The organism is Streptomyces sp. NPDC048434 (assembly GCF_043200375.1).
Lineage (GTDB): Bacteria > Actinomycetota > Actinomycetes > Streptomycetales > Streptomycetaceae > Streptomyces.
This window is the reverse complement of record NZ_JBICXQ010000003.1, coordinates 166,463-179,822: the sequence shown is the minus strand read 5'-3', so window position 1 is coordinate 179,822 and position 13,360 is coordinate 166,463. Positions and strand designations below refer to the sequence as shown.

Annotated in this window: 12 protein-coding genes; 9 read left to right on the top strand and 3 right to left on the bottom strand. The window is 70.4% G+C overall.

Annotated elements, in window-relative coordinates:
* The first annotated feature begins 307 nt into the window (after positions 1–307).
* From ACGFWI_RS05060 to ACGFWI_RS05040, 5 genes are read left to right on the top strand one after another with little or no spacing between them, the layout of a single operon-like run.
* Positions 308–1,303, top strand: a complete 996-nt coding sequence (locus tag ACGFWI_RS05060) for a TauD/TfdA family dioxygenase (protein ID WP_393904516.1) — start codon at positions 308–310, stop codon at positions 1,301–1,303.
* Between the two features lie 23 nt (positions 1,304–1,326).
* Positions 1,327–2,352 carry an ornithine cyclodeaminase family protein gene (locus ACGFWI_RS05055; protein ID WP_393904515.1) on the top strand — a complete coding sequence of 342 codons (1,026 nt, stop codon included), beginning with the start codon at positions 1,327–1,329 and terminating at the stop codon, positions 2,350–2,352.
* Complete coding sequence (locus ACGFWI_RS05050; protein ID WP_393904514.1) at positions 2,343–3,725, top strand: Y4yA family PLP-dependent enzyme; 1,383 nt, start codon at positions 2,343–2,345, stop codon at positions 3,723–3,725. The genes ACGFWI_RS05055 and ACGFWI_RS05050 overlap by 10 nt, the downstream gene beginning before the upstream one ends.
* 53 nt (positions 3,726–3,778) lie before the next feature.
* Positions 3,779–4,777, top strand: coding sequence for a cysteine synthase family protein (locus ACGFWI_RS05045; protein WP_393904513.1), 999 nt, complete (start codon positions 3,779–3,781; stop codon positions 4,775–4,777).
* A 7-nt stretch (positions 4,778–4,784) separates the two neighbouring features.
* Positions 4,785–6,206, top strand: coding sequence for an MATE family efflux transporter (locus ACGFWI_RS05040; RefSeq protein WP_393904512.1), 1,422 nt, complete (start codon positions 4,785–4,787; stop codon positions 6,204–6,206).
* 208 nt (positions 6,207–6,414) lie between these two features.
* Here ACGFWI_RS05040 and ACGFWI_RS05035 read toward each other — a convergent pair whose 3' ends face one another.
* A complete protein-coding gene (locus tag ACGFWI_RS05035) occupies positions 6,415–7,209 on the bottom strand; it encodes a PhzF family phenazine biosynthesis protein (RefSeq protein WP_393904511.1) in 795 nt (264 codons plus the stop codon).
* A gap of 432 nt (positions 7,210–7,641) precedes the next feature.
* Between ACGFWI_RS05035 and ACGFWI_RS05030 the strand changes: the two genes are divergently transcribed.
* Together ACGFWI_RS05030 and ACGFWI_RS05025 are read left to right on the top strand one after the other, a co-directional pair.
* Positions 7,642–8,886, top strand: coding sequence for a PP2C family protein-serine/threonine phosphatase (locus ACGFWI_RS05030; protein ID WP_393904510.1), 1,245 nt, complete (start codon positions 7,642–7,644; stop codon positions 8,884–8,886).
* A gap of 428 nt (positions 8,887–9,314) precedes the next feature.
* Positions 9,315–9,761 carry a hypothetical protein gene (locus ACGFWI_RS05025; RefSeq protein ID WP_393904509.1) on the top strand — a complete coding sequence of 149 codons (447 nt, stop codon included), beginning with the start codon at positions 9,315–9,317 and terminating at the stop codon, positions 9,759–9,761.
* 17 nt (positions 9,762–9,778) lie between these two features.
* On the opposite strand, the gene ACGFWI_RS05020 is transcribed toward ACGFWI_RS05025, so the two are convergent.
* Positions 9,779–10,630 (bottom strand): oxidoreductase, encoded by an 852-nt coding sequence (locus ACGFWI_RS05020; protein ID WP_393904508.1) that lies wholly within the window; start codon positions 10,628–10,630, stop codon positions 9,779–9,781.
* 102 nt (positions 10,631–10,732) lie between these two features.
* On the opposite strand from ACGFWI_RS05020, the gene ACGFWI_RS05015 reads away from it, so the two are divergent.
* Positions 10,733–11,347: a TetR family transcriptional regulator gene (locus tag ACGFWI_RS05015; RefSeq protein WP_393904507.1), complete on the top strand. Its 615-nt coding sequence runs from the start codon at positions 10,733–10,735 to the stop codon at positions 11,345–11,347.
* Between the two features lie 43 nt (positions 11,348–11,390).
* Here the strand turns inward: ACGFWI_RS05015 and ACGFWI_RS05010 are convergent, their stop codons facing one another.
* Positions 11,391–11,825: an SRPBCC family protein gene (locus tag ACGFWI_RS05010; RefSeq protein WP_393904506.1), complete on the bottom strand. Its 435-nt coding sequence runs from the start codon at positions 11,823–11,825 to the stop codon at positions 11,391–11,393.
* A gap of 137 nt (positions 11,826–11,962) precedes the next feature.
* Between ACGFWI_RS05010 and ACGFWI_RS05005 the strand changes: the two genes are divergently transcribed.
* Entirely contained in the window at positions 11,963–13,336 is a 1,374-nt protein-coding gene (locus tag ACGFWI_RS05005) for a hypothetical protein (RefSeq protein WP_393904505.1), read from the top strand.
* The last annotated feature ends 24 nt before the right edge of the window (positions 13,337–13,360 follow it).

Genomic DNA, 13,360 nt, shown 5'->3' with positions numbered 1-13,360 from the left:
TAGGTTTGCCTACCCTAATAACAACCGTTCCCGCAAGGGCGCGCGGCGCCGGTCACCTCAATTGATGGACGTCAACAGGCCCTTTACGGGCGAGAGTTCCGCGAAACCGGACACACGACCCGAAAATTTAGTTAGGTTTGCCTTACCTAAGAGTCGTGGGTACCTTCGACACCGTCCACCGGGCACCGGCACGGAACGAAACCCCCGGACCTTCCCTGTGTCGTGTCCTTGAGGGGTGCTGCGCCACGGATACGCAGCGTCGCACCGGACCTCAGCCCCCGCCGTCAACGGAACGGACTATCTCGACATGACCACGGGACCCGCACCCGTCCGTCAGCTCGACGCGACCAGCGTTGGGGAACTGTGCCAGGCCGCCGAGAAGATCCTCGCCGAGTTCAGCACCTCGGCCACGTCCCCCGAACTCCTCGCCCGCGTCCGCGAAGTTGCCGGCGACCTGAGTGAGCCGATCCGCCACCAGCTGCGCCCCGTCGACACCGATGACGGTCTGTTCGTCCTGCGCGGCCTGGAGGTCGACGACGCCGAGATAGGCGCCACGCCCTCCAGTTGGGCCACGGCCGGCGACCGCGCCGCCGTCTACGACATCGTGCTGCTGCTGCTCGCCACCGTCATGGGCAACCCCCTCGCATGGGAAGGCCAGCAGGACGGCCGGTTCGTGCACAACATCGTCCCCGCCCCGGGCCACGAGACCGAGCAGACCGGCGCCAGCAGCACCGTCCTGCTCAGCCCGCACACCGAGGACGCCTTCCACCCCGGACGCGCCCACCTGTTGATGCTCGGCTGCATGCGCAACCACGACCACATCGCCACCACCGCGGCCGGCATCCGCAACGTCCGGCTCGACGAGGCCGACATCGCGCTGCTGACCCGGCCGCGGCTGCCGATCCTCCCCGACGACGCCTACACCGAGGCGCAGGGCTTCGAGGGGGGTGAGCCGGCCGCCGTCCCCACCCTCTTCCACGCCAAGGACGGGCTCACGCTCCGCTTCGACCCGGCCTACACGCCGCTCGACGACGCCTCACCCGCCCACCGGGCCGCCTACCAGCGACTGGAGGCGGAACTCGCCCGCGTCTCGGGTGCCGTGAACCTGAGCCCCGGCGAGATCCTGGTCGTCGACAACGATCTCGTCGTGCACGGCCGCGTCCCCTTCCAGGCCCGCTACGACGGCACCGACCGATGGCTCAAGCGTGCCTCCGTCCGTGTCCCCGCGCGCCGGACACGCCCCCTGGCCGAGGAGGACGAGCACGGCTACGGTCAGGCCGCCATCGAAGCCCACGCCGCCTGACCGCCACCCCACCAAGGACGGACATGACCCGGACCACTGTGGCCAGCGACGCCCAGTCCATATCCGCCGACGACACCACCCTGCGTGTGCTGTCCACCAGCGACCTCGCCGGCCTCGACATCACCTTGGCCGATGTCGTCCACACGGTCGAAGGCGCCTACCGCACGCTGGCCGCGGGGCAGTCGGACAACCCCCGCAAACTCACCGTCAAGCCCGGAGACGGGCACTCGGTCTCCTATGCGATGCTCGGCCGCGACGGCACCCGCAATGTGGTCGCCATCAAGACCTCGTACAAGCACGGGCTCGACAAGGGCCGCGACGAGCAGCACTACTACACCGCGCTCACGCTCTACGACGATGTCACCGGTCTGCCCGTCGCGATGATGGACTGCGGCCGCATCGGCTCGCTGCGCACGCCGGCCGTCTCCGCCCTCCTGGCCCGCGAATGCGCCCGGCCCGGCGCCCGCAGCGCCCTGGTCATCGGCACCGGCACCCAGGGGCGCCTGGCCCTGCCCTTCCTGCTGACGACCATGCCGGACCTGGAGCGTCTGATGCTCTTCGGCACCCACTCCGACGGCCTCACCGCCGTACGGGAACAGCTGCGCAGCCACTTCCCCGAGCGGGACGTGGAGATCGTCACCGACCTGCGGACCGCGGCGGCCGACGCCGACATCATCGTCGCCACCGCCGGCGGGCACACCCCGGCCGCGGTCGAGGCCGAGTGGCTGAGGCCCGGAGCGCTGTCGGTCCTCGTGGGCCACGGGCTGGCGCCCTCCACCCTCCAACACGCCGAGCGCGTCGTGGCCACCAGCGAGGCGCAGATGAAGGTCACCGGTACGGACATGGCCGACGAGGACGGCAACTTCCCCGCCGTCGACACCGAGTTCCCACCCGTCATCGCGGGTATCACGCCCGGCCGCCGATCGCCGCAGGAACGCATCTTCGCCTACAACAGCGGACTCGTCGTCACCGACATCGCGCTCGGCCACCGCTTCGCCCAACTCGCCCTCGACCAGGGCCTGGGAGTGCGGGTGCCGCTGTGGCAGTGAGCGACCTTTCCACCGCACCTGTGCCGACCCTGCCCGCCCACACCGACCCGGACACCGACCGGGTGCTGGACAGCGGACTGCTGCACGAACTGTCCTACGCCTTCGGCGGCCCGTTCCACTTCCTGCTGCCGCACCGCTTCGACGCCAACCTCACCTCCTTCCGCACCGCGCTCAGCGACGCCGGTGTGGAGGGGCGGGTGTACTACGCGAAGAAGGCCAACAAGGCGGCCGTATGGATGGAACGCTGCGCCGCCCGCCAAACGGGCGTGGATGTGGCCAGCACTCCGGAACTGCGCGAAGCCCTCGGGCACGGGGTGCGCGGCGAGCACATCGTCGTCACCGGCCCGGCCAAGAGCGACGAGTTGCTGCGGCTGGCCGTCCTCCAGGGGTGTCTGATCGCCGTGGATGCGCTCGACGAACTCGATCTGCTCAGCACGCTCGCCCTGACCGGTGCCGTCCGCCCGGCCCGGGTGCTGCTGCGCCGTCTGCCGCCCGCGCAACCGCACAGCCGCTTCGGCCTGACCGCCGCCGAGATCGAGACCGCGCTGGACCGGTGCGTGCGCGCCGGCGACGCGGTACGGATGGAAGGCTTCAGCTTCCATCTGTCCGGCTACGCCACCCAGCCCCGCGCCGACCTCGCCGGCGAACTCATCGACCTGTGTCTGCAGGCCCGGGTGCTGGGGCTGCAGGCCGACCGGATCAGCATCGGCGGCGGCTTCGCGGTCGACTACAGCTCCGCCGAACACTGGCACAGCTTCCTCGCCGACCAGCGCCCCGAGCACTACCACGCGCGCAAGACGTTCCACAGCGGCGACTTCTACCCCTACCACTCCCCCGTGGCCGGCGCCGACGCACTGCGCAGCATCCTGGCCGCCGTCCCCGAAGGCGGCCGCGCCAACCTGGCCGCACGGCTCAGGCAGACCGGAACGCTGCTGATGATGGAGCCCGGCCGCGCCCTGCTGAACGGCGCCGGCGCATCCGTCTTCAGTGTGCAGGGCGTCAAGGACCGCGACGGCTACGGGATCATCACCGTCGACGGCACCAGCCTCAGCCTGTCCGAGCAGTGGTTCAACAGCGAATACCTGCCCGACCCGCAGCTGGTGACCCCTTCCGGCCGCGTGCACGGCGGCGAGGTGCACCCGGCCTGTGTGGGCGGAGCGTCCTGCCTGGAGTCGGACATGGTCACCTGGCGCAAGGTCCCCTTCCCCGCCCGTCCCCGCGTCGGCGACCTCCTGGTCTACCCGAACACGGCCGGGTACCAGATGGACTCCAACGAGTCCCCCTTCCACGACCTGCCGCTGCCGCCCAAGGTCGTGCTGGACCGTCCGGGCGACCGCCCGCGCTGGCGCCTCGACCGCCGCCCCGCCCGCTGACCTTCGACCCGCCCAGGAGCTCCCCATGAACGAGGCCCTCGCGCGCCCCCCCGGTGGTCTCCCGCATATCCGATCTCATCGGATACACCCCGCTGTTGGAGCTGTGCCACACCGAAACCGGCAGCCGGCTGCTGCTCAAACTGGAGATGTACAACCCCACCGGCACCGCCAAGGTCCGTATGGCCCGGCAGATGGTCCTGGATGCCGAGGCACGCGGTGAACTGCGGCCCGGTGGCCGCATCATCGAGTCCACCTCCGGCAATACGGGACTGGGTCTGGCGGTCGTCGCCGCGGAGCGCGGCTACACCTTCACCGCCGTCGTCGACCACCACGCCTGCACCGACAAACTCCGCGGTATGAAGGCGCTGGGCACCGAACTCGTCTACGTCGTCGACGACGGCACCGAAGAGCTGGCCACCGCCGCCCGCGAGGAACTCGCCGAGGAGATGGCCGGCGGCCAGGACAACACCATCTTCACCGAACAGCACAACAACCCCAGCAACGGCGTCGGTTACTTCCCCGTCGCCCACGAGCTCCACCAGGCCCTCGACGGGAACATCGATGTGCTGATCGGCGCGGTGGGCACCGGTGGCATGCTGTGCGGCACCACCCGCGAACTGCGCACCCTCGTACCCGGCTTCACCACGATCGGCGTCGAGCCCAAGGGCTCCATCGCCTTCGGCGGCCCGGCCCACGACTACTACCAGTCCGGGACCGGCACTCCCGAAGGCGCCGAGATCGGCGCGCTCGTCGACTTCGACCTGATCGACGAAGGCGTGAAGGTCGGCGACATCGAGGCCTTCGCCACCGCCCGCGCCGTCGCCCGCACCGGCCTGCTGATCGGCGGCTCCGCCGGGGGCGTGGTCCACGAGGCCCTGATCCGGCTGCCGTCCCTGCCGCCGGGCAGCACCATGGTCGCCCTGATCAACGACGGCGGCGAAAAGTACCTGGACACCGTCTTCAATGACGACTGGATGAACGCCCGCAACCTCATCGATCCCGCCATGGAACGCGAGATCGACGAAACGCTCACCAAACTCCGCAGGATTTGATGCCGCCATGCAGCTGACCACCCTCCTCCGCGACAGTCGCGCCCTGGCCACGCTCGCCGTCCCCCTCATCCTCACCCAGCTCGCACAGGTGGCCCTGACCACCACCGACACCGTGATGATGGGCATGCTCGGCACGGCCGACCTCGCCGCGGGAGGACTGGCCATCGTCCTCTTCAACCAGCTGCGCACCATGGGCGTCGGCCTGGTCACCTCCGTCGGCAACCGGATAGCCGCGGCGGCCGCCCGCGCGGAGGCGGGCGAGGGGCCCGGCACGTCGGACGCCGACCGGGACGCGAGCGACGACGAGGTCCGTACGATCGTCCGCGCCGGCCTGGCCGTCGCCACCCTCGCCGGTATCGCCGGGGCCGTGCTCATGCTGCTCATCGGTCAGGCACTCACCTGGCTCGGGCAGGAGGCCGATGTCGTCGACCGCGCCCGGACCATGCTGCTCGCCCTCGCGCCGGGGCTGCTGCCCTGCCTGTGGTTCCAGGCGATCCGCCAGTTCACCGTCGGCATGCGCCGCCCGCAGGCCCTGCTGCAGATCACCATCGCCTCCGTCGCCGTCAACGCCGGTATCAACTGGATCCTCATCCACGGCACTTGGGGCCTGCCGAAGCTGGGACTGCCCGGCGTGGGCGTGGCCACCACCCTGGTCTATCTGCTGTCCTTCCTGGCCCTGTACGCCTCGGCGAAGAAGGACCGGACCCTCGGCCCGCTGCTCAGCCTGAACATCGCCACGACGGACCGCGCGACCGTCCGCCGCCTGATCCAGCTCGGCATACCCATCGCCGCGACCTACGGCTCCGAGGCCGGCTTCTTCTCCGTCACCGCCCTGATGGCCGGCTCCTTCGGCAGCGCCGCCCTGGCCGCACACACCGCCGTCAACCAGCTCGTCTACATCGTCTTCCAGGTCGCCGTCGGCCTCTCCCACGCCGCGTCCATCAACGTCAGCCGGGAACTCGCCCTCGGCCGCACCGAGACCGCCCTGCGCATCAAGAACACCGCGCTGGCCTGCGCCGGTGCCGTCATGGTCGTGGTCGGCCTCGTCTACCTCACCCTGCCCGAACTGGTGCTGAGCCCCTTCTTCGACACGGGGAGCGCCCACGACGCCGAGGCCGTCTCCATCGCCACCCACCTGCTCCTCGTCATCATGGTCCTGCAGTTCTTCGACTGCGCCCAGAACATCGGCGTCGGACTGCTGCGCGGCCTCGACGACACCAAGAGCGGATTCCGCATCACCCTCATCGGCTACTGGGCTATCGGCCTCCCCGCCGCATGGCTCCTGGGCTACGCCGCCCAACTCCACACCCTCGGCATCTGGCTCGGCCTGCTCACCGGCCTCGCCACCACCGCCATCCTGCTCCTGCGCCGCTACGGCGCAGCCCTGCGCGCACGGTTCACCACACAGCAGACGGTGGCCGCGGCGTGAGGAAGCCGAAGGGGCACGTGGCGTTCGCAGCGCCTCGGGGCGCGGTGGCTCCCGGGATGGCGTGCGGCTCTGACGCCCGGCCCACGGTGGAGCGCGCGGCCCTCAAGGTGCCCATCCGCCCCTGAGCACCGCTGCTTCGCCCTTGGGCCCCGCCTCCCGGCCGTACCGGGAGGCGGGGCCCCAGCGCGCTTCGGCCGCGGCGGGCGCCTCAAGGCGTCAGTTCGCCCTCGAACACGGTCACCGCCTGTCCCAGCAGGGTGACGCGGTCGCCGTGCAGCTCGACGCCCACCCGCCCGCCGCGGGCGGACAGTTGGACGCCGGTCAGCTCCGTGCGCCCCAGCCGGTCCGACCAGTGGCATGCGAGGACACAGTGGGCGGCGCCGGTGACCGGGTCCTCGGGAATGCCGGCGGCGGGGGCGAAGACGCGGGAGACGAAATCGTGGTCCGCGCCGTCAGGAGCGCTCGCGGTCACGATGACCGCCCGACCACTGAACTCGGTCAGTACAGCGCTGTCCGGGGCCATTTCACGCACCGCTGCTGCGTCCGGCAGCTCCACAAGCAGATCGTGCCGGGCACGCCCCGTCCAGCGCGGTTCGGTCCCGAGGGCCTTGGCGAGTCCCGTCGGCACGGGGGTGGCGGTCGGCGGATCCGCCGGGAAGTCCAGGGTGAAGCCGCCCTGAGGGTGCCGACGGGCGGTCAGCACACCGCTCAGGGTGTCGAAGCGCAGGGCGGCGTCGGACGCGGCTCCCTGTGTCGCGTGGAGCACATGCGCGGTGGCCAGGGTGGCATGACCGCACAGATCGACCTCGACGGTCGGGGTGAACCACCGTAGCCCGTAGGAGTTTTCCGCCACCCGGTGCACAAAGGCGGTTTCCGGCAGATTGAATTCGGCGGCGACCCGCTGCATCCAGACGGCGTCGGCCGGTTCGTCCAGCAGACACACGGCGGCGGGATTCCCGGCGAACGGCCGGTCGGTAAAGGCATCGACGATGAAGGCACGCATGGTCCCGACGCTACGTGCCGGTGAATCGTCCCGGGCGGCAACCGTCGCAGTCGGTCGCCCTTCGGACCACATCCGAGCGCCCAACGGGGCAGTGGCAAGGCACGGGAGGAGGCTGTGACCCGCGCAGACCGCCCACGCCCCCGACGCTTCCGTCCCGGCGGTGCAGGCCACGTGCCAAGCGGCACTCGGCCGACCGGCTGCTCGTCCGGGGCCATGAGCCGCCCAGGGCCGGCGCGGGCCATCCGGGTGAACCGCGAGAGCGGGCAGAACCCCGGCCACTACCGCGCCGGCGCGCACCCTGGGCCCGGTGGAGCGGAGGTCACCGCCCCGGCCGTTGTGCGGTGTGGCGGTCTCCCGGCGGGCGCAGGCGCCGGGCGGCTCATAGATTGGCACAGGTGGGGCCGTGAGCTGCAGGAGGATGGCAGGGAACCCGTGAGGAGACCGGAGCTCGATCATGCGGCACTGTTCGCCGCGACACCGAGCGCTTGCCTGGTCCTGGACCCGGACCTGGTGATCGTCGACGTCAACCAGGCGTATCTCCAGGCCACCGGACGGACCCGGGACGATCTGCTCGGGCAGTACGTCTTCGACGCCTTCCCCGACAACCCCGCCGACCCCGACGCCGAAGGCGTACAGAACCTGCACCCCTCACTGAACCGGGTGCTGGCCACCGGGGAGCCGGACACGATGGCGGTCCAGCGGTACGACATCCCGGTTGCCGACCAGCCGGGCGTGTTCGAGGAGCGCTGGTGGTCCACCATCAACACCCCCGTCACCAGGCCGGACGACACGGTGGCATGGATCATCCACCGGGTGGAGGACGTGACGGCGTTCGTGCACTCCCGGCGGGCCCGTCAGATGCCCGGCGGGACGCTGAGCGAGCGCGAGGAGGCGATGGAAGCCGAGCTGTACGTCCGTGCGCGTGCGCTGCAACACCTCAACGAGGAACTGCGCCGGGCCCACGCCCGCGAACGCCAGGTCGCGCTCACCCTCCAGGAGGCCATGCTCCACTCCCCCGACCTCGCCCGGCACCGCGACATCGCGGTGCGCTACCTCCCCGCCATCGGCTCACTGAATATCTGCGGCGACTGGTACGACATCGTCGACCTCCCCGGGGAGGTGTTCGCCGTCGCGGTCGGCGATGTCGTCGGCCACGGACTGGAAGCCGCCGCCGTCATGGGGATGCTGCGCAGCGCCCTCAGCGCCGCCGCCCGCTCCGTCGAGGGACCCGCCCAGGCGCTGAAGGTGCTGGGCCTGTACGCCCGCTCCGTCGACAAAGCCCTGGCCACCACCGCCGTCCAGGCGCTGATCGACACCGGCCGCCACGAGGTCACCTACAGCAGCGCGGGCCACCCCCCGCCCGTCCTGCTGCACGCCGACGGCACCCACGCCCTCCTGGACCAGGCCACCGACCCGCCCCTGGGCGCCCACCCCGAACATGAGCCCCGACCACAGGTCCACGTTCCGTACACGCCCGGCGACACCCTCGTCCTCTACACCGACGGGCTCATCGAACGCCGCGACGAGGACATCGACGCCAGTCTCGCCCGGCTCACCGACGCCCTCTCCCACTACGCCCGGCTCAGTCCGGAACGCCTCGCCGACGCAGTGCTGGCACGCCTCGGTGTCAGCGCCGGCGCCCGCGACGACATCGCTCTCGTCATCGTCCGTCTGTAATCGCGTAGGTGCCCAAGGACCGTGGGCCGGGGCAAAGACGAGTCCAGCGAGAGAAATTCGACGTGTACTCCGCGTCATGGCCGGTGGCTCCATGCATACACCTGTCGCCGCCTTGCGCCCTTGCCCTCGCCCCCTGTGCCCTTCAGGGCAGCAGAGGTGCCGCGGCCGCGCCTCTTCACTCCCGTCGGTCCGGCAGCGCTCCGCGAGCCGCGGTCCCGGCCCGCAGATGCAGCTACGAGATGCGTCACGCACGATGGGAGTTAAGAAGATCCAGATCCTCGAACCGCTCGGGATGACCGATGACAGAGCATCAAGGACTTCACCGTGCGAACGACCGTCGTGTGCCGCAGGACTGCTCAGCGCGGGCGCCTACGGGAAGCGCCCCGCCCGGCGACCCACCCCGCATCTCCGCGGTGACCTCCGCGAGAGTGCCCCTTGTCGCGATCCTGGCCCTTGTCATGGTCCTCGCCGGTGTCGGCGCGTTCGCCGGCACTGCCCAGGCGAACAGCACCGGTTCCGCAACGACCGCGGCGACAACGGCTATCGCAACGACGGCCTCCCCGCACGCCGTTGCCCAGCCCGCACCGGCTCCCGCAGATGTGGTCCAAGCGTATTTCAGGGTCCTCAACGACCGTGATTTCTTGTCCGCTTGGGCACTGGGCGGGAGACAACACATCGCGGGGCAGACCTACGACGCTTTCGTGCGGTCCTTCAACGACGTGTCGAAGTACGAGGTCAGGATCGACTCGGTGGAGGGCAACAAGGTTGCGGTCGAGCTTGACGCCACGCAGATCGATAAAACCCATCGTCACTACGCCGGCACGTACACCGTGGAGGACGGCGTGATCGTCGCCGCCGACATCCACCCCAAGTGACCACGGGGCGCGGCGAGTCAAGCCGCACTCGGCTCCGTCGGAAAGTCGGCGGAACGGCTCACCTCGGCCCACCGCTCGGCCTCGGCCGCGCGGTCCCTGGAAGCCTCGTCGGCACGTTCGACCGCTCCGGCACCGAGCAGGAGACGCAGGGGCGGTTCGTCCAGGGCGGCGATCTCGGTGATGATCTTCGCGGCGCGAGCGGGATCTCCCGGCCAGCTGTCGACGGTCGATTCGCGGTAGCGGTTCATCTCGCCGACCGTCCCGTCGTAGTCCTCGGTCACCGGCGCGGCGGTCATGGACGCACCACCCCAGTCGGTGCGAAAGGCGCCCGGTTCGACGAGGGTGACCTTGATGCCCAGCGGCTTCACCTCGGCGTTGAGCACTTCGGAGAAGCCTTCCACGGCGAATTTCGCGGTCTGGTAGGCCCCCATCCCCGGTGAGCCTCCCACCCGTCCGCCGATGGAGGAGAACTGGATGAAGTGGCCCGAGCGCTGTTTGCGCAAGACGGGCAGGGCGGCCTTGGTGACATGAACGACGCCGAACAGATTCGTCTCGATCTGCGCCCGGAAGTCGCTGTCCGCCATCTCCTCGATGGGGGCGCTGGTGGCATAGCCCGCGTTGTTCACGACGACGTCGAGCCCGCCGAAGGCGTCGAGAGCCTGCTGGACGGCGGCGTCGGCTGCCACGGGATCGGTGACATCGAGGGCGACGGTGCGGACGCGGTCGCCGCGGCGCCGTACGAGATCGTCGAGCTGCTCGGGGCGGCGGGCGGTGGCGACCACCTGGTCACCGCTGTCGAGTACGGCGTCGGCGAGCGCCCGGCCGAAGCCACGGGAACTGCCGGTGATGAGCCAGGTCTTGGTGGCCATGAGACGCCTCCCTGCACGGAGAAATAACTAAACAGTCATTTACATACTGCGGCGGGCCTGCCCGAGTGTCAACTAAACAGTTAGTTGCCCTACCCTGGCGTCATGTCTCAGCCCGATCGCCCTGTCCAGACCCGAGACGCCGAAGCCACCAAGGCCCGTCTGCTGCAGGCCGCCACGGAGGAATTCGCGGCCCGTGGCATCGCCGGCGCCCGGGTGGACCGCATCGGTACCGCGGCGAAGGTGAACAAGGCCCTCATCTACACCTACTTCGGCAACAAGGAGCAGCTGTTCGACGCCGTGATGGACGCACATGTCACCCGCGTCCTCGATCGCGTCCCCTTCACGCCCGAGGACCTGCCGGGCTACGCCGGCCGGCTCTTCGACTTCCTCGCCGACCATCCTCACCAGCTCCGGCTGGCCACCTGGAACCGCCTGGAACGCGCCGGTACCGACCGTGAACCCGAGGAGCTGCACGCCTCGATGCGGCGGAAGACCGACGCCCTCGCGCAGGCACAGGACGACGGGCAGCTACCGACGGCCTTCCCGCCGGAGGACCTCTTGGTCTTCACCCTGGCCCTCGTCGGCGCCTGGATGCCGACCAGTCCCATGGCCACCACCGAGCCCGCCGCACAGCAGACCCGGCAGCGCCGCGCCGCGGTCGTCGAAGCCGTCCGCCGTCTCATCACGCGCGAGGAGACCGGGCAGGACAGCTCCTGACGGCTCCGGGCCGGTCAGCGGTCGGTGCACCGCCCCGCGTGGCTCAGCGCTCCTGTTCCACCAACCGCTTCAATTGCTGAAGGTCGCTCCGCAGACCACGTTCGATCGCCGCCGCCTGGGCAAACCCCTGCGGTCCGCCGAACGCCTCTTTGATGGTGCCCGGGTCGTACTCGAACCGGGCCTGGACCCGGGTGTGCTCCCCGTCGATGGGCAGCAGGGAGAACGTGCCCGCCAGGTCGGGACCGCCGGTGGTCTGCCACATCATGACGTTGTCCTCGCTGCGGTCGGTGATCTCGACGTCGACCCCCTGCGTCTGACCGCCGCCCGCTTCGAGGTCCAGGTGCCTGCGGTGCTCGCCCTCCGAACGGGCCTCGCGTACGCCGTCGAGGAAGCGCGGATAGGCCTCCGCGCTGTGCAGGCAGGCCCAGGCCGTATCCATGGGAACGCCGATATCTATGTGTTCTTCAAGAGTGCTCATCGGGCACCTCACAGCTCGGTTCACAGCTACACGGTTACTTCTCCAGGGTGCTCCGGGCGGGGGCCGGAGGCGACCCGGTTCCCGCCCGTCCGGTGTCGCCCGGGGGCGTCCGGCCCGAGCTCACCTACGGTGGCCGGGTGACAGCGAGTACACGGAAGCGCGCATGCCGCCGTGACCTGTGGGCGGTTGCGGGTGCGGTGGCGTTGTTCGTCACGGCGGCGATCGTGGGGCGGGTCCTCAACCGGACGATTTACGGTTCCGAGGGGATCCTGCGGCTGGGCTGGCCACCGCTGTACGCATGGTGGCTGCCGCATGCCGGCCCCGGCACTCCGGCGGCGGTGGCGGTCGCGGCGCTGGTGGTGATCTACGGACCGTCGACCGCACGGCGGCTGCCGTGGCGGGTGCTGGTGCCGGCCGTGTGGGCCGCGGCGATGGCCTGGACGTGGTCGCTCGCGCTCGTGGACGGGTGGGGCCGTGGCGTCGCCGAGCGGCTGACCACCAGCCTGGAGTACTTGCAGTCCGTCGACGACGTGCACGACGTGGGCGCTTTTCTGCGCGACTTCACCCACCACATTCTGGTCGGCTCGCACAGTATCTGGCCGGCGCATGTGGCCGGTCATCCGCCCGGCGCTCTGCTGACCTTCGTCGGCCTGGACCGGATCGGGCTGGGCGGCGGCGCCTGGGCCGCCGTCTGGTGTCTCACCATCGGGACCTCCCTCACCGCGGCCGTCATGGTGACCGTCCGCGCGTGCGGTGGCGAGGAACTGGCGCGGAGGGCCGCCTCGTTCCTCGTGCTGGCCCCCGCGGCGGTATGGATCGGGGTCAGCGCCGACGGCTACTTCGCGGGCGTGGCCGCCTGGGCCATCGCGCTGCTGGCCATGGCGGCCACGCGGAGCACGCGGGTGCCGCGCCTTGCCGCGCTGGGTGCGGGGCTGCTGCTCGGCTGGGCCTGGTACCTCTCCTACGGCCTGACCCTTCTCGTCGTCCTCGGGGCCGCGGTGCTGCTGATCGCGCGCTCGGTCCGCCCGTTGCCCTATGTCCTGGTGGGCGTGCTGGTGTGGGTGGCGGCGTTCACCTCGGCCGGGTTCTGGTGGCTGGACGGCTATACGGCCCTCGTCGAGCGCTACTACCAAGGCGCCGCGAAGGTACGCCCGTACAGCTACTTCGTGTGGGCGAACCTGGCGGCCCAGGTGCTGACCGTGGGCCTGGCCACCGTCGCCGGGCTGCGCCGCGCCGCCGGCCCGCTGTGGACGGCCGTGCGCGGAATCCGGCGCGAGCCGCCGACCGGACGTGGCGCCCTCGCCGTTCTGGTCGCGGCGGGGCTGAGCATGGTGCTGCTCGCGGATGTGTCCGGGATGAGCAAGGCGGAGACCGAACGGATCTGGCTGGCCTTCGCGGTGTGGATGCTGCCCGCGTGTGCGCTGCTGCCACGCCGCTTTCATTCCTGGTGGCTGGCCGCGCAGGGCCTCCTCGCGCTGCTGGTCAACCATCTGTTGCTGACCGGCTGGTGACCGTGGCCACGGCTCCGTCGTAGA